The 16,616-nt window shown below is 45.7% G+C and carries 16 protein-coding genes; 11 read left to right on the top strand and 5 right to left on the bottom strand.

From position 1 onward, the window contains the following. Nucleotides 1-53: 53 nt before the first annotated feature. Nucleotides 54-1,976, top strand: a complete 1,923-nt coding sequence (locus MHB82_RS18915; protein WP_341175594.1) for a beta-glucoside-specific PTS transporter subunit IIABC — start codon at nucleotides 54-56, stop codon at nucleotides 1,974-1,976. Nucleotides 1,977-2,006: 30 nt separating this feature from the next. Then, nucleotides 2,007-3,449: a 6-phospho-beta-glucosidase gene (locus MHB82_RS18910; RefSeq protein WP_341175593.1), complete on the top strand. Its 1,443-nt coding sequence runs from the start codon at nucleotides 2,007-2,009 to the stop codon at nucleotides 3,447-3,449. Nucleotides 3,450-3,583: 134 nt separating this feature from the next. Here MHB82_RS18910 and MHB82_RS18905 read toward each other — a convergent pair whose 3' ends face one another. After that, complete coding sequence (locus tag MHB82_RS18905) at nucleotides 3,584-4,744, bottom strand: S8 family peptidase (RefSeq protein WP_341175592.1); 1,161 nt, start codon at nucleotides 4,742-4,744, stop codon at nucleotides 3,584-3,586. Between the two features lie 222 nt (nucleotides 4,745-4,966). Between MHB82_RS18905 and MHB82_RS18900 the strand changes: the two genes are divergently transcribed. The 4 genes from MHB82_RS18900 to MHB82_RS18885 all read left to right on the top strand — a co-directional run bounded on the left by MHB82_RS18900 (nucleotide 4,967) and on the right by MHB82_RS18885 (nucleotide 7,332). Then, nucleotides 4,967-5,488, top strand: a complete 522-nt coding sequence (locus MHB82_RS18900; protein ID WP_095357334.1) for a GNAT family N-acetyltransferase — start codon at nucleotides 4,967-4,969, stop codon at nucleotides 5,486-5,488. 102 nt (nucleotides 5,489-5,590) lie between these two features. Then, nucleotides 5,591-6,049 carry an SMI1/KNR4 family protein gene (locus tag MHB82_RS18895; RefSeq protein ID WP_095357335.1) on the top strand — a complete coding sequence of 153 codons (459 nt, stop codon included), beginning with the start codon at nucleotides 5,591-5,593 and terminating at the stop codon, nucleotides 6,047-6,049. A gap of 118 nt (nucleotides 6,050-6,167) precedes the next feature. Continuing rightward, nucleotides 6,168-7,028, top strand: a complete 861-nt coding sequence (locus MHB82_RS18890) for a Cof-type HAD-IIB family hydrolase (RefSeq protein ID WP_341175591.1) — start codon at nucleotides 6,168-6,170, stop codon at nucleotides 7,026-7,028. 121 nt (nucleotides 7,029-7,149) lie between these two features. Further along, nucleotides 7,150-7,332, top strand: coding sequence for a YjfB family protein (locus MHB82_RS18885; protein WP_095357337.1), 183 nt, complete (start codon nucleotides 7,150-7,152; stop codon nucleotides 7,330-7,332). Nucleotides 7,333-7,430: 98 nt separating this feature from the next. Here MHB82_RS18885 and MHB82_RS18880 read toward each other — a convergent pair whose 3' ends face one another. Further along, entirely contained in the window at nucleotides 7,431-8,318 is an 888-nt protein-coding gene (locus MHB82_RS18880) for a hypothetical protein (RefSeq protein ID WP_341175590.1), read from the bottom strand. Nucleotides 8,319-8,431: 113 nt separating this feature from the next. Between MHB82_RS18880 and MHB82_RS18875 the strand changes: the two genes are divergently transcribed. Beyond that, a complete protein-coding gene (locus tag MHB82_RS18875; protein ID WP_095357338.1) occupies nucleotides 8,432-9,124 on the top strand; it encodes a pseudouridine synthase in 693 nt (230 codons plus the stop codon). 124 nt (nucleotides 9,125-9,248) lie between these two features. Here MHB82_RS18875 and MHB82_RS18870 read toward each other — a convergent pair whose 3' ends face one another. The 3 genes from MHB82_RS18870 to MHB82_RS18860 form a co-directional block, all read right to left on the bottom strand. Next, a complete protein-coding gene (locus tag MHB82_RS18870) occupies nucleotides 9,249-10,169 on the bottom strand; it encodes a DMT family transporter (protein ID WP_095357339.1) in 921 nt (306 codons plus the stop codon). After that, entirely contained in the window at nucleotides 10,166-11,020 is an 855-nt protein-coding gene (locus MHB82_RS18865; protein ID WP_095357340.1) for an AraC family ligand binding domain-containing protein, read from the bottom strand. The genes MHB82_RS18870 and MHB82_RS18865 overlap by 4 nt, the downstream gene beginning before the upstream one ends. 151 nt (nucleotides 11,021-11,171) lie before the next feature. Beyond that, nucleotides 11,172-12,425 (bottom strand): cytochrome P450, encoded by a 1,254-nt coding sequence (locus MHB82_RS18860; protein ID WP_341175589.1) that lies wholly within the window; start codon nucleotides 12,423-12,425, stop codon nucleotides 11,172-11,174. A gap of 106 nt (nucleotides 12,426-12,531) precedes the next feature. Between MHB82_RS18860 and MHB82_RS18855 the strand changes: the two genes are divergently transcribed. The 4 genes from MHB82_RS18855 to MHB82_RS18840 all read left to right on the top strand — a co-directional run bounded on the left by MHB82_RS18855 (nucleotide 12,532) and on the right by MHB82_RS18840 (nucleotide 16,515). Further along, nucleotides 12,532-13,680, top strand: coding sequence for a YhgE/Pip domain-containing protein (locus MHB82_RS18855; RefSeq protein ID WP_341175588.1), 1,149 nt, complete (start codon nucleotides 12,532-12,534; stop codon nucleotides 13,678-13,680). Between the two features lie 74 nt (nucleotides 13,681-13,754). Further along, nucleotides 13,755-14,300, top strand: a complete 546-nt coding sequence (locus tag MHB82_RS18850) for a PadR family transcriptional regulator (RefSeq protein WP_095357343.1) — start codon at nucleotides 13,755-13,757, stop codon at nucleotides 14,298-14,300. Between the two features lie 187 nt (nucleotides 14,301-14,487). After that, nucleotides 14,488-14,796 carry a Dabb family protein gene (locus tag MHB82_RS18845; protein WP_341175587.1) on the top strand — a complete coding sequence of 103 codons (309 nt, stop codon included), beginning with the start codon at nucleotides 14,488-14,490 and terminating at the stop codon, nucleotides 14,794-14,796. Between the two features lie 399 nt (nucleotides 14,797-15,195). Continuing rightward, complete coding sequence (locus tag MHB82_RS18840) at nucleotides 15,196-16,515, top strand: nucleobase:cation symporter-2 family protein (RefSeq protein ID WP_341175586.1); 1,320 nt, start codon at nucleotides 15,196-15,198, stop codon at nucleotides 16,513-16,515. Nucleotides 16,516-16,616 lie beyond the last annotated feature (101 nt).

The raw sequence follows: 16,616 nt of genomic DNA, 5'->3' as shown, positions 1-16,616 counted from the left end.
GGTTTTCTTTGTTTCACAAGCATGGGGAGTCTACTTAGAGAGGGAGAATAACTATGAATTACGATCAACTGGCCAAAGACATCCTATCCCGTGTAGGTGGTTCTGGAAACGTGAACAGCGTTTTCCACTGTGTAACCAGATTACGCTTTAAACTGAAAAATGAAAGCGTTGCTAAAACAGAAGAGATTAAAAATCTGCCTGGCGTTATTACGGTTATGCAGAGTGGTGGACAATATCAGGTAGTCATCGGCAATGAAGTGCCGGATGTATATAAAGCGATTGTGAAGGTGGGCAACTTGCCGACAGAAGGTCAGGTTGAAGAGACGAAGGATGAATCGGGGAAAAAAGTAGGATTGTTCAGCCGATTTATCGATATGATCTCGGGAGTCTTCACTCCACTTCTCGGCTTGCTTGCTGCAACAGGGATGATCAAAGGGTTTACAGCCATGTTTCTATCCTTCGGCTGGTTGACGGACACATCCGGAACGTACCATTTGCTGAATGCAACGGGTGACTGTCTGTTCTACTTCTTCCCGGTATTCCTTGGTTATACGGCTATCAAGAAGTTTGGCGGCTCACCGTTCCTGGGTATGGCCATCGGGGCTACACTGGTTTATCCTACGCTGTCCGGTTTGACTGCGGGAGATCCATTGTACACGCTATTCGCGGGTACGTTGTTTGAATCACCGATTCATATTACGTTCCTGGGTATTCCAGTGATCCTGATGAACTATTCATCTTCGGTAATTCCAATTATTATTGCTACATTCTTTGCCGTTAAGATCGAAAGATTCTTCAAAAATGTTATTCCTAAAGTGGTTAGTACATTCCTTGTTCCATTCTTTACACTGCTTGTTATCGTTCCGGCAACGTTCCTTGTGATTGGTCCAGTATCCACTTGGGCTGGACAGTTGATAGGTGCAGGAGCAACCGGGATCTATGATCTGAGCCCACTTCTTACAGGACTTATCATTGGAGGTCTGTGGCAGGTGTTCGTACTGTTCGGTCTTCACTGGGGTCTGGTTCCAGTCATGCTTCTGAACCTCAGTACGTCCGGAGCGGATCCGGTGGTTGCCATGTCGTTCGCTGCCTCTTTTGCTCAGATTGGTGCGGTACTTGCCGTAATGTTGAGAACTAAAAATGCCAAACTGAAATCTTTGAGTATTCCGGCCTTCATCTCAGGCATCTTCGGTGTAACCGAGCCGGCAATCTATGGTGTGACCCTTCCATTGAAAAAACCGTTTATCATGAGCTGTATTGCTGGTGGTATTGGCGGCGCCATACTGGGATTCTTCGGTTCGAAAATGTACATGTTTGGCGGCCTTGGCGTATTCGGTTATCCGACCTTCATTAACCCGGCTACAGGTGTTGATTCTTCATTCTACATGGCACTTGTTGCAACAGCCGTTGCGTTCATACTTGGTTTCGTTCTTACGTATGTAGTTGGTTTCAAGGAAGCTGCTGCACCGGTATCAGCTCCGGCAGCTGCACAAGCACCTGCACTCGATCCCAATCCGAACAGCAAATACGAAATCTTTAGTCCAATGGCTGGCGAAGTTATTCAATTGAAAGAAATTAACGACATTACGTTTGCTGGTGAGCATATGGGTAAAGGCATTGCGATTCGACCAACAAGTGGCCGAGTGGTATCTCCAATCACAGGTGTTGTACAAACGGTTTACCGCACAAAGCATGCCATTGGACTTGTGACGGATGATGGTGTAGAGATGCTGATCCACATTGGACAAGATACGGTACAACTGAAAGGTCAACATTTTAATGCTCATGTGAAAGATGGTGACCGGGTCAACGTTGGAGATTTGATTATGGAGTTTGATCTGCAGGCCATCAAGGATGCCGGTTATGAGACGGTTACTCCCATTATTATTACGAATACTTCGAATTACCTGGATGTTGTGGGCACAGAGAATGCATCGGTGAACGAAAAAGACAAATTGCTGACTGTGCTGGGTTAAATCAAGTTTGGATGAATAGGAGGAGTGCTTATGTTTGAAAAGCCAACTTCCTTCCCGGAGAATTTTCTCTGGGGAGGAGCAACAGCAGCGAATCAGCTGGAGGGTGCCTACCTGGAAGGGGGGAAAGGATTGACTACGGTCGATCTGATCCCTACCGGGTCTAGGCGTTTCCCCATTGCGATGGGTAACCTGGATTCGTTCGAACCCAAGGAAGGTGAGTTCTACCCTTCTCATGAAGCCATTGATTTCTATCATCGGTACAAGCAAGACATAGCTTTATTTGCCGAAATGGGGTTCAAATGTTTAAGACTTTCGATCGCCTGGTCCCGGATCTTCCCGAACGGGGATGACGCCGAGCCCAATGAGGCAGGCCTGCAATTCTATGATGATGTCTTCGATGAATTGTTGAAATATCATATCGAACCGGTCGTTACCATTTGTCATTTTGATGTACCTGTACACCTCGTGCAAACATATGGCGGCTGGAAGGACCGCAAGATGATTGGATTTTTTGAAACCTATGCGAAGACGTTATTCCATCGATATAAGGACAAAGTGAAATACTGGATGACGTTTAACGAAATCAACATGCTTCTGCATCTACCTTATATTGGTGCAGGTATCGTCCTGCAAGAGAGGGAGGACAAGCAGCAGGTCCTGTATCAGGCGGCCCATCATGAACTGGTAGCCAGTGCACTTGCTGTTAAGGCGTGTCACGAGATGATACCCGGTGCACAGATCGGGTGTATGCTGGCGGCAGGTATGGTGTACCCCTACACTTCCAATCCGGAGGACGTATGGAAGGCGATGGAGCAGGATCGCGAATCATTTTTCTTCATTGATGTTCAATCCAAGGGGGCATACCCGGGCTACACGAAGCGTTTCTTCAGAGAAAACGGGATTCATATCGAGATGCAGCCAGAAGATGCCGACCTTCTTAAGCAGAATACGGTGGACTATATTGGCTTTAGCTATTATGCCAGCCGCTGCACAAGCACCGATCCGGAGATTTTGAAGGATTCAACCGAGGGCAACGTATTTGGTTCCGTGAAAAACCCTTATCTTGATGCATCGGAATGGGGATGGACCATTGACCCGAAAGGTCTGCGCATTACCTGCAATCAGCTGCACGACCGCTACGGCAAGCCATTATTCATTGTGGAAAATGGTCTTGGTGCTACGGATGTATTGCTGGATAATCACACGGTGGAGGATGATTATCGCATTGACTACCTGGACCGTCATTTTGCCGAGATGGCAGAAGCCATTCAGGACGGAGTCGAGATCATTGGATATACGAGCTGGGGCCCGATTGATTTGGTCAGTGCAGGTACAGGAGAAATGAAGAAACGTTATGGTTACATCTATGTAGACCGAAACAATGACGGCACGGGTTCGCTGAGAAGGGTGAAAAAGAAAAGCTTCCACTGGTACAAGGACGTCATTGCTACTCAAGGTGCACAATACTTCTAAGTTCTGTCCAGTAAGTGAAATTCAGAAAAAGGGAGGAGCAGTCCTGTGCTACACACAGTTCTGCTCCTGTTTTGTTCAATTGAACAGAACTTTGGGAAGTTCACTTTTATATGTCCATCTAAGAGAAAAACCAATTAAGGGACTTGCAGACTCCGTTGTGCATTTAGCCTGCCATACTGCCAATAGACCCCGGAACCGGATACGGGATCGGAGGCAAAGCACAATGCATCGCGGATCTGGGCATTGGTTTTGCCTTGGGCAGCAAGCAAGGCAGCTACACCTGCCACCTGTGGTGCTGCCATTGATGTTCCGCTCATATATGCGTACGAGCTGCCGAGATAAGTCGACAGTATGCTGTCACCCGGAGCGGCCATATCAACCCATGAACCATAGTTGGAGAAATTGGATTTCAGATCGGAAGGATTGGTGGAAGCGACGGCAATCACATTGGGGTAGGAAGCGGGCACGATTGGATAGGAAGTATTGTCATTGCCTGCAGCAGCAATAATGACTGCCCCGCGGTCCCAGGCATACTGTACCGCAGCTTGCAAGAAGGCATCGCCGACAGGTCCGCCCAGACTCAAATTAACCACTTGTATACCGTTATTGGCAGCATAGACCAGCCCGTTGCCGACATTGCCCATGGTTCCCACCCCGCTATCATCCAGAACACGAATGGGTACGATGGACGCAAGCGGAGCAACGCCAGCGATGCCAGCTCCATTATTCGTGACGGAAGCCGCAATTCCGGCCACATGTGTGCCGTGTCCGTTTCCATCCTCGGGAATGTCGTCATAGCTGACATAGTCATAACCTGGAAGGAGCTTGCTGGCAAGCTCGGGGTGGTTTAGCTGCACTCCGGTATCAATAATGGCAATTTTGATGGAGCTGTTGCTTTGGCTAATATCCCAAGCCGCAGGTGCGTTAATCTTTTGCAGGTTATTCTGATAAGGGAAGTAGGGGTCATTCGGGGTATAGGATGCCTGAACGAAGTAATTGGGTTCTACATGTTCAATGAGTTCATGATCCTTATAGTTCTTGAGCATGCGATGCATGATTCTGCTTGATTCTACCCGATACCAGCCGAGATCCTCATAAGTTTCGGCAACTTTGCATCTTCCTTTTTTATGCAGAGCGTGCATTTGATCTGCCGTAGTGCCGTCTTTAAATTTGATCAAGAGCTGCTTGGGAGCATGGGGATGAAACTTTCGCGTTTCAAGGATATCTTCTACGTAACGATATACAAATCCCAGCATGAGCAGAAATGCTGCAGAGATACCCAGCCATAGCCACATCGCTTTTTCCCCCTTGTGAGTTTGATTTGGTAACACGTCTTATCGTATGCAGAGTCTCTCAAATCGCGCGGGCTTTCTATCATTTTGGATAGGAGTGCAGCTAGATTGATAGAAGAAATTAATTTAGGTAAGATGATGGAAGAGAGTGAGCTCACCAAGAATGCGGGTTCGGGTAGCTGCTATAAGCCAAGCTCTAATCTATAGGATAGGAATGAAAATATTGTGACACAGCTTCAGACGGTGCCCAAGATAATGAAGGTTCAGCTCCATCAGATTGAGCAAGCTGTTGATTTTGCCATGCGTGTCCGCAGAGAAGTATTCCCAATGATGAATCATGAACAGATACCTGCGGATCTGATGCAATTTAGAGAACATTATATGGAGACAGCAGGTGGGGTCTTTCTTGTAGCCGTAACGGAGGAAGGGGGCATTGTAGGCTCCATCGGTACTTTGCCATATGATGGTCGGATTCAGGTGATCGAAGGTCGGTATCCGGATCAATCCGCAGCTGAAATTGTAAAATGTTATGTCGATCCTGCCTATCGCAGATACGGTATTGGTTCACTTTTGGTGAAAGAGCTGGAGCGTGTTGTAAGAGAAATGCCGTACACCATGTTATATCTACATACCCACCGTTTCTTGCCTGGGGCCGTGGATTTCTGGGAACGTCAAGGATTTACAATTGTGACCGAAGAGCAAAATGAGTGGCAAATTGTGCATATGGAGAAGCCAGCTGAGAAGTGATCTTTACTGTATAGAAGCTGGCAATGATCAAGTCAAAGCAAGCAAACGAGCACAGTTGGTAACGCTCAAATCGAAAACGCCTGAGATCGGAGAGATGTATCTATGTATACAAGTCTGATTGAAAAATTGAAGCATACCGAGGCTATACGCTGGTTCCCCAATCATCAGGTTCAGGAGAGCTGGATTATCGAAGTAGAACAGGAACTAGGCTTCGCATTGCCTCCTTCCTATCGCTGGTGGCTCCTGAATTATGGCCAGGCGATGTTAAGCGGCACAGAAATTCTAACCGTTGCGCCTCCAGAGGACCGAGAATATGCAGACACGGATATTCTGTACATATACCGGCTTGCTGATGAACAGGCGAAGCAGGAAGGCAAGTTGGAACTGTTTATTCCGGATGAGGACGAGTATTACTACTTTGATACACGAAACGCTGATGACCGTGGGGAATACAAGGTTATGCGGCTGGATTATTTTAATGGCGAGCCTGAAGTGTATGCGGACTCCTTCGCCGAATTTTTGGAGAAATTAATTGATCAACGAACCCCTCGGAATCCGTAATTTCACTATGCTGTTTATGTGCTAAGACCGGCCGGTTGGGAAATCATAAAGGAATAAGTGTTTTGGCATGAATGGATGGATACAACATGGCTTGAGACATAATGGGGGGCAGATTCAGATGAACACACGGACACGTAAGATAGTCTTTATCGATATTGATGGCACACTTGTGGATGATGATGGGAACATACCTGTTTCAGCTCAGAAGGCTTGCAGGCAGGCACGTGCCAATGGACATCTGCTTTATTTGTGCACAGGGCGTTCCAAGGCGGAGATCTATGATTCCATCTGGGACGTCGGATTCGACGGTCTGATTGGTGCAGGTGGCGGATACGTGGAGTTTGGTGATGAAGTTCTATATCATAAAAAGGTAACGGCTGAAGATGTTCGTCATATGGTCGATTTTTTCAATGAACATCAGATTGATTTCTATCTGGAATCCAATTCGGCCCTCTATGCAAGTAGCAATCTTCAACCCCATCTCGAACGTCGCATATACGGTGATGTGGAGAATGATCCGACAGCCAGAGCGAAAAAGGAACAGAAGCCGCATCCCTTTATTACGGGTCTGACCTACGGTGAAGCCGACTTATATAAGGATGATGTCAATAAGGTTTGTTTTCTGGAAAGTGCTGTGGTTCCGTTCGAACGGATCAAGCAGGAATTTCAGGGCAAATTCGAGGTTATCCAGTGCACCGTACCTATCTTTGGAGAGGCAAGCGGGGAGCTCATGATTCCTGGCATTCACAAGGCAATTGCAATTGCGGATCTGCTGGAACACCTGGGCATGTCTCGGGAAGACACACTGGCCATCGGAGACGGCATGAATGATGCGGAGATGCTGGAATTTTGCAATATAGGCATTGCCATGGGCAATGCGAAGCCCGGTCTGAAAGCCATCGCTGATGACATTACTGAAACCATTGAGGAAGATGGGTTGTATCACAGTTTTGTGAAGTATGGCTTGATTCAGTCTTAACGTTCTTGAGATCTTCCCTCCTGAATCGGATCATGGCGTGCGTTAGATTACACAATTCCTGTGCACTATCCGATATATATTAGGTACGCTCATTTACTAGATACATAAAGGAGTGCAGAACATGGATATTGCAGCATTATCAATGGCCATGAGTCAAACGTCGCTGGCGCAGTCGGCGAGTTTGCAGGTGATGTCATTGTCGAAAAACATGGCAGAACAACAAGGTCAACAGCTTACGGAAATGTTAAAATCTGTTCCAGCCCCACATCCGAATCTGGGAAGTAGTCTGGATATTTCAGTTTAGACATTTTCTAAGAAATGCATGTTCAAAAACAATTGCAGCAAGCGAACCCAAACGGTTTCAATTCATCGAATTGAAGCTGTTTGGGTTGTTTTTTACGACTAGGAATGATGGAGGATCATACTTCCAAAAAGCTGACGGGCCTTCTCCCAATCCACACCGAGTTTACCTTGCCATCCGGCCCATGGCATCTCCATGTCGGAGCGGCCTTTCGTATTGCTGAGCAGTAATTCGGCATTCAGCAGTTCTTCGATATTGGTCCAATGATCAGGATGAAGGGAGAGAATCTGGTTTGGCAGAACCCCTACTCGGGATAAAGATTTCAATATGCCTCGGCGGATACCAGCCTGTCCTTTGATCAATTTCTCGGCTGTGAGCCGTTTCTCATATTTTCCCGGAGATTCCTCGCTCTCTGCCTGATCCAAACTATGGAGCAGTTGATTGAAGGTGTGAATGTCCTCTTCACTCGGTGTAATGGATTCATGTTCAAGCAGGGAAACTAGCTCTGTCAAATCAGCATATGTCCCTAAACTATTCGAGCTGTAATCGTGTCCCAAGTGAACGGCATAGCGAATAAAGGACAAATTATCCCATGATTCATTGCTGTTACGGCTTAAACCGCAGTATTTACAACAATGGAAATGTTTCGCTTCTTCATAAGCATGGTGCTGCATGTGAACCATCATATGATAGCTTCCAAGTGCAGATATGCCTCGGGGATAACTTCCACCAACACCCGCCACAAATGCATTGGTGACCGTGGTCCAGGATAGATGTTCATTTTGCTGCAAATCGATTAATTGTTGAATGATCTCGTCATGAGCAATTAGCTCCAGATCATTAGGAACCCAGCCGTGCGTATGTAGTACGTCTTGTTCGTCAGCAGTTAGTGTATCCGTTCGATACACCGTCACCTGTCGCTCGCTGTCGTACTCGCCATTGGCATGCTGATACAGCTTCTTAAGCACTCTCATGCATTGTTTGTCCATGAGCATCTCCTCAAAGGTAGTTGTTTATCCTAAGACTTTCGTATAGGCTTCATTGCTTCCTTTCATTATAAATGAGATGATGGCTATATTACAGATATGAGAAGCGGTGAAGCATGCGAATTAATAAATACATAAGTGAAACGGGATTCTGCTCACGGAGAGAGACAGACCGCTTAATTGCAGCCGGACGCATTACGATCAATGGCGAGGTATGTGCAAAGGGAGCAGAGGTTGAAGCAGAAGATAGCGTCCTGATCGACGGCAAGGAAATCCCTCAGGTTGATCGCCAACCTGTATATCTGGCTCTGAACAAACCAATAGGTATTGTCTGTACGGCAGCACAACAAGTCGAGGGCAATATTATACAGTATGTGAATTATCCATCACGTATCTTTGCCGTTGGCAGGCTGGATAAAGCCTCGGAAGGTTTAATTTTGCTTACGAACGATGGAGAGATTGTTAATAAAATGATGCGCTCAGAGCATAATCATGAAAAAGAATACGTGGTGACCGTGGATAAACCGGTTACAGATGATTTCCTAAGAATGATGTCCCAAGGAGTCGAGATTCTAGACGTAATAACCAAGCCATGCAAAGTATATCGTCACAGTGAGAATATTTTTCGGATTATTCTGACACAGGGGCTTAACCTGCAAATTCGCAGAATGTGCAAAGCCCTGGGGTACAGAGTGCTGAAACTGGAGCGCATCCGTATTATGAATATAACACTGGATCAACTGGAGCGAGGACAATGGAGGCATCTGGAGAAGCATGAGCTGAGTACGCTGCTTGCCAGGCTGAATTAGCTAACTACTCCTAGCTTGGATAATAACATTTGTGCAAAAGGTAAGTCATCGCACGCAAACACAAAGAAGGCACTAATCCTGAAAGGATGAATGGTGCCTTCTTTGCGTTCCAAACGACCAGAGTCTAATGGCTCTCGGACAACTTCGATCCGAGGGCGTGCTTCCGAACTTTTCGTTCTGAGATGATTGAACCCAGGAGTGTTAACACCGCACCAAGCATGGTAATCCAAGTAATGGGTTCATGCAGCAGCAGTGCAGAGGCTAACAATGTAATTACAGGCACCAAATAAATGTAAACGCTGGTTTTCACTGCTCCCAGAAGGCTTACCGCCCTATTCCAGGTTGCAAAACACAACGCAGAAGCGCCTACCCCGAGAAAAAGAAGATTGGAAAGGTTGGTCAGATCGGCTAACCGCTCCATGTCAAAATGGAATTCGAACAGGAATAAGGCAGGGAGCATGAACAAAAGCCCGTAAAAGAACACTTTGCGTGTTGCACCAATGGTGTGATAGTGAAGATCGCCTATTTTACGCATAAGGACGGAATAGATTGCCCAGACAGCAGGAGCCACAAAAGCAAGCAGATCGCCCAGCGGATTTAGCTGCAGGCTGTAATGCCCATTGAACGCAATGATCACAATGCCTATCAAAGCAATAGCAAAACCGACGACAAAATGCCGAGATAACGGCTCATCCTTCAGGAAGAAATGTGCAAGCAAAGCGGTGAAGAAGGGTGCAATGGACACAATGACACCTGCGTTGGAAGCCAGTGTGAAAACAAGCGCGATATTTTCGATCAAAAAATACAATGTGACCCCGCACAGTCCGGCCGCCATAAAAAGCATCTCATCCCGAATCGTTGATATCCGCATCACACGAGGGTAGATCAGGAACAACAGCACATATCCAATCAGAAAACGAAACAACAAGATTTCCACAGGTGTAAAATCGATGAGCAGAATTTTTGTGGAGATAAAGGTGGTCCCCCAGATCAAAATCGTAAGCAAGGCGAGTAGGTGACCAGCCGTATGTTTATTTTCACTCATCGTGAAACACGGTCCTGCTGCCGTTGGGACTCGTATTCATGGTTAAAGATTCGGTGATATTGTTTGGGCGTCAAACCGATAAGTTTTTTGAAAAAGTTCGTAAAATGGCTCTGATCGCTGAATCCCGTCTGGGCGGATACCTCAAGCGGCAGCGTTCCTTGTTCCAATAAGCGTTTGGCCTGATTAATACGAATAGTTTCCAGATACCGATATGGTGAGATGCCCTTTTGGCGAGTAAATAGACGTACCAGATGATACTTGCTCATTCCACTTCGTTCAGCTAACTCACTCAGCGATATACTTTCCATGTAATGAGATTCTATGTATTCGCAGATACGCTTGATTTCGGTTGTGACATCCTGAGAAGAGATGGGGGATTCAACATCCGCATAATCCCGAAGCAGCTGTTCAAGCAGCAGGAGCAGCAGTTCTTCTTTGCCAAAATCGGATTGCTCCTCCAAAATCATCAAATGCAGGTCATGCAAAGAGCCGACCAATTCGTGTTGATAGAGTACGGGTGCTGTAAAGTGCGGCAGATAGTCTTGTCCGGTAATTTCGCGGGTGTATTCTCTCATGACCTCTGGCTGGATGTTGATACAGCGATAATCGAGTGTTCTTCCGTCAATCTGTTCACAGGCATGAGGGTCATGAGGGTTAAATACGATGATGTCGCCTGTATTCAGCACATACTCCTGATTATTGCAGACCAGATGTCGCTTGCCCTGCTCAATAAAACCAATGACATAATAGTCATGAAAGTGATTGGGGAATTTCTGCATAATGCCCTGGAATTGATAAGCTTCAAGCTGCAGATCGGTATCAAATACAACGGTTCGTATTTCGCGATTCATGCTGCACCTTCTTTCTCGTAAGTTCTTGTCATTATAAACGGAAAAGAAGGTAGGTTCTTGGACGATATTGCTCCCTCGCATGCTATTAATAGCAGGGCAGCAGAAAAAGAGCAGATTTCCTGCTCCTTTTCTGTTAACCATCTATAGCGTACTATTTATATAACCTTATGGGAAGGCTTGTCAGCGATTGTCCTGCTGCAGACGGAGTCAGGTGGTCTTCCAAAACGAATCCGCTGACAGGTTCAATGCTTGAGAAGGTTCTTAAAAATGTGGTCAAAACTATTTTGGCTTCCAGCCTAGCGAGAGGTGCACCCAGGCAGAAGTGTGTGCCGAAGCCAAAAGCGAGCTGTTTGTTATTGTTCGGACGATGAATATTCAATGTGAAAGGATCCTCGAACATGTCCTCATCCATGTTGGCTGCACTCATCCAGGCTACGATGGCGTCTCCTTTTTTAAGTTCAACCCCAAGCAGGTTATTATCCGCCTTGACCATGCGGTCCATTTTACTGATATGGAAACGGTACCGTAGCATTTCTTCCACTGCATTTCCAACTAGCTCTGGATTATCTCTCAGCTCCGTGTACAGTTCAGGCTTATCATAGAGCAGCGCATAGAAGGAATTGGCCAACAGGTTGCTTGTGGTTTCTATTCCTGCGCCCAGAATGAACATGGTGGTGCGTACAATGTCCTCATCCGTAAAATGTTCACCATCCACTTCGACCTGGATCAGGTCCGAGATGATGTCCTCGGCAAGATTTGTTCGTTTGGACACAACAAAAGGATAAAGGTATTCGAAATATTGCTGACCCGCAATTTTCTTCATTTCATTGATCCGGCTAAAGGTTGCATCCGTGGTTGGCATGAAGAGAATATCTACCCATTCCTTAAATAGGAGCCTGTCTTTGGAAGGAATGCCAAGCAGATCAGACATGATGATTACTGGAAACATACTTGTGTAGGCTTGTACAATATCCACCTCGGGAAGCTGAGAAAATTCCGCGACTAACTCGTCTGCTGCGGCCTGAATGCGCGGTTCCCAAAGTTTGAGACTTCTTGGGGTAAATGCACTTGCTAATAATGATCTTCGCTTGCGGTGTTCCGGAGGATCGACGTTGTGAATATCCAGCTTGTCCGGAATGTGGTGCTCGCTGTCAGCACCTTCACCCTCACTTGAATACCCCACGTTTACAATCGATCTTTCTCTTACACTGGAGAAATGTTCATGATCATTCAATACGGTTTTGACCAAGTCATACTTGAACACATGCCAGGAATCCGTCTCTTCATTGTAAACGACAGGTTCCTGTTTGAGCATGTGGCGATACCAACGATAAGGACTAAACTCTTCTTCTTTCGATTGGAATTTCGTGATTTCAGACAGAGAAATAATCGTGCTCTTCTTCATTCATCTTACCTCCTTAGTTGGGGTCATTGACAAATATAACAAACAAGAGTACTTTAATTCAAGTAGTTTAAATTATAATAATAAGGTGGAGTAAAGAGTGAAGAGCATGCTGAAGCATAAAGGAGTCAAAGCGGGGATATTCATGATTGTGTTCTATCAGATTGTGATGCTGACCGTTTTCATGTCCGGATATAGCGCCATTCCCAAAAACGTAACGAATCTTACCGTGGCCATCGTTAATGAGGACCAACAATCTGGTACTGAATTTGTTCAGAAGCTGCAGGAGCAGCTCCCGTTCCATATCGTAACCGATGAGTCGTTGGAACAGGCGAAGACGGGTCTGGAAGACCGTGATATCCATATGGTGATACGTATACCTGGTGACTTTACGGAGAAACTGTCTGAACAGAGCGGCAAAGCGCAGCTGGAATATTTGATTAATGAATCTAACCCAACGACAATTACCAGTTCGATGAAAAGTGTAGCAGCAGAAATTACCGCTCAGATCAGCGCACAGGTTCAGGCTCAAAGCTTTGAAGCGGTATTGAACGGAATGCAGGTTCCTGCGGATCAATCCAAACAGATTGTGGAATCAACCACGGGCAAGGTCTCATCCAATATCGTCATGAGCAACCCACAGCCTGCCGGTATGCAAAATCAGATGGCGCCGATGTTCATCACGATGGCGCTCTATGTTGGAGCCATGATCTATGCCATGCAGAGCGTGGGCGGAATGCAGCAGCTTCGTGCACAAATGGGAAAATGGAAAGCCTTTTTTGCCCTGCGGGGGGCGAATCTGCTCATTTCCCTGATTGCTCCTCTGGTTGGAGTAGGCATCTACTTCATGGTTCAAGGATATGGGGTGGAAGTGTTTCTGAAAATGTGGCTGGTGCATAGTCTGCAATTATTTGTGTCGATCGAATTTACAAGTATCTTCATCATGCTTCTCGGTCAGGGAGGTATGCTGATCAACATGATATTCGTGCTAAGTCAATCCATTGCGAACGGTACGTCCATGTCACTTGAAATGATGCCTGGATATTTCAAATTCGTCAGTCAGATCACGCCGATGTTCTATTCCACGCATCTGGATTACAATATTCTCTTCGGTGGTGGCAGAACGGCCCATTACGCCATTGGATTAGCGCTGGTTGGGATGGTAGCTTTCGTTCTCAATGCAGCGATTCACCATTTCAAACAGGCCAAGCAAACCAATCCGCTGCAAGAGTCTTCACAACAGCCCGCTATAGTATAAAATAAGAAATAAAAGGGCTCAGGCGAATTTGTAAGAAGCTGTGCCCTTGGTAAGAGCAGAATGGGGGCAGTCACATGTCAATTCAAATATTTATTCTTGGTGCATTAAGTGAAGGGAATTGTTATCCCTATGATATCAAAAAGCAAATAGGCAAACATTTGGATCAGACCGAGGCCAAAATCACGGAAGGTACGATCTATTACAATTTCGAAGTGCTGCATAAGAAGGGGCTAATCGAGAAGATTGAAACGATCCAGAGTGAGAATAGACCAGACAAAACGATGTATGGGATCACTGATCAAGGACGGCTAGCACTGGAAGAGAGCATCTATAAAGTATTTCAGAAATTCACGAGCATTCAGTCCCTTTATGCAGCGCTGGTTAATCTGGATAAGGTGGATAATCAGAAGATCGCATATCTTATTGAAGATATAATCGTGAAACAAAGAAAAAAACTCGATTATATTGACGAGCAGAAACCAGAGGAGATCGAGGTAAGTGAGGATTTGATGGATGCTCTGTGGCTGATGAGGGATCATGCTTATCACACGATTGAGAGCAACATTGCATGGTTGGAGAAGCTCCTTCACCATGTTCAGAGCAGAGCGTTAAGGCATTAAGCACGTTTAGCGTCACTGTGTCTGCGAAGAGGTGCGTCAGGTCAGCGATAGTCTGGCTTTGAACGCACCTTTTTTCGTCTAAAGTTCGAAGCAGAATCAGGAGCTCAGATTGAAACATATGGAAAAAACATATAGAATCTGAACTATGTCGTAAATGAACATTTTATAACGAAGGAGAGGAAATTTCATGTTCGAACATCTGGTGGTATTCAAATTCAACGATAAAATTACGCCGGCAAAACAGCAGGAATTTGTCTCACAATTGCTCGCCTTGCAGGACGAGATTCCTGGGATCATCGATCTGACTGCCGGAATCAATGTAAAGGAAGAGACGGATCATATTCAGGGATTCACGCTTGGATTAAGAGTGACGTTTGAAGACCAAGAAGCCTTGCGTGCATATGATCCGCATCCTGCGCATCAGGCTTTTGTAGCTTCCCTTAACGGATGGGTAGAGAATGTTATTGTAACGGATTTTCCGATCCCTTCGAAATAAGTCAGGTCATGTAGGAGAACACTAAGCATGAGTTTAAATACCAGAACATATCGTTTGGAAGATTGAAGTGATCTTGAGTACGAAGTTCATATCGGGAGTCCTCCAATGAAAATTCCGATGATGATTAAATCGATTGAACAGCAGGCTGGCACATGTAGTGCTGGCTTTTTTCTATTCTCCTGATATTCATTAAAAAAAATGTAGTGAGATGTTAAATAATGTTACACCAAAAATCGGGTGTTTTGTTTCGTTTGCCCAAAAAGATACGATCTCTTTATCTCCTGTAACAATTCTCGTTCATGTATCATGGAAGTTTTCGGAATAGTTTATATAATGTGAATCAACATAACATGATTATTCAGTGCGATGGGTTGATTCTAATTTCGGGGGCGAGCGCGGATGAACGAAACAAAGAAGATGAGAATTTTTTCACTGGGGATTCAACATGTATTGGCAATGTATGCCGGGGCAATTCTGGTACCTTTACTCGTGGGAAGAGCCTTGAATCTGACTGCAGAGCAGCTGGCATATCTGGTATCCATTGACCTGCTCACATGCGGTGTTGCAACGTGGCTGCAGGCTCGGAAGGGAAAGTATCTGGGCATTGGTTTGCCAGCAGTACTCGGTAGTTCTTTTGTAGCTGTTACGCCCATGATCGCCATCGGATCTCAGTATGGTATTCCAGCCATTTATGGGTCCATCATAGCAGCCGGTTTATTTATCGTCATCTGTGCCATATTTTTCAGCAAAATCGTCAAGCTGTTTCCTCCCGTTGTCATTGGTACCGTGGTAACCATTATTGGTCTAGCACTTATTCCTACCGGTATAAAGAATATGGCTGGCGGGGCAAATAGTGAAAACTTCGGAAGCGTGGACAATCTGGCACTTTCTTTCGGAGTACTGCTCTTTATTTTGATACTGAACCGGTATGCTCGGGGTTTCGTTAAATCTCTTGCCGTCCTGATTGGCATCATCGCAGGAACACTCATTGCCGCTCTCATGGGAAAAGTGAATTTCTCTCCTGTACAGGAAGCGTCATGGTTCCACTTGCCACAACCCTTTTATTTCGGAATGCCAACATTTGAGCTTGGCCCGATTATTACAATGATCATCGTAGGTACTGTCGTGATTATCGAGTCAACAGGTGTGTTTATGGCTTTGAGCAAAATTTGCGATCAGCCCATCAATGAGAAGGATCTGGCTCGCGGTTATCGTGCAGAGGGCTTGGCTTTTGTACTTGGCGGTATATTCAATGCCTTTCCATACAATACATTCGCGCAGAATGTCGGGCTCGTTCAATTGTCCAAGGTGAAAACTACAAATGTTGTGGTTGCAGCCGGAGGCATTCTGGTCTTCCTTGGACTCATTCCGAAGGTAGCGGCATTTGCTACCATTATCCCAAGTGCAGTATTAGGCGGAGCAACAGTGGTTCTGTTTGGTATGGTCGTATCCTCTGGAATCAAAATGCTGCAAACCGTCGATTTTGGCAAGCAGTCCAATCTGTTGATCGTCGCTTGTTCGGTTTCGCTCGGGCTTGGTGTTACAACCGTACCAGACCTGTTTGCCCAGCTGCCACAAAGCATTCGGATCATTGTGAGCGATGGCATTATCACAGGAAGTCTGTCAGCGATTCTGCTCAATATCTTTTTCAATCTTGGTTTCAAAAAGGAAAGTCTGCCTGTTCAGCCTGTAGCCGGAACTCAGGAGGCACATACCTAATTCCATCTTAACTGAATAATATCGAATTAAACGAGAAAGCCCACATCGAATTCATTGCTGGAAAGAGTGGAAAACATCATTCTTCCTAATGAATACCTTGT

The sequence above is a fragment of the Paenibacillus sp. FSL K6-2862 genome (assembly GCF_038005125.1).
GTDB lineage: Bacteria > Bacillota > Bacilli > Paenibacillales > Paenibacillaceae > Paenibacillus > Paenibacillus illinoisensis_A.
Note: the sequence above shows the minus strand (reverse complement) of the source record. Positions and strands in the feature narration are given on the sequence as shown.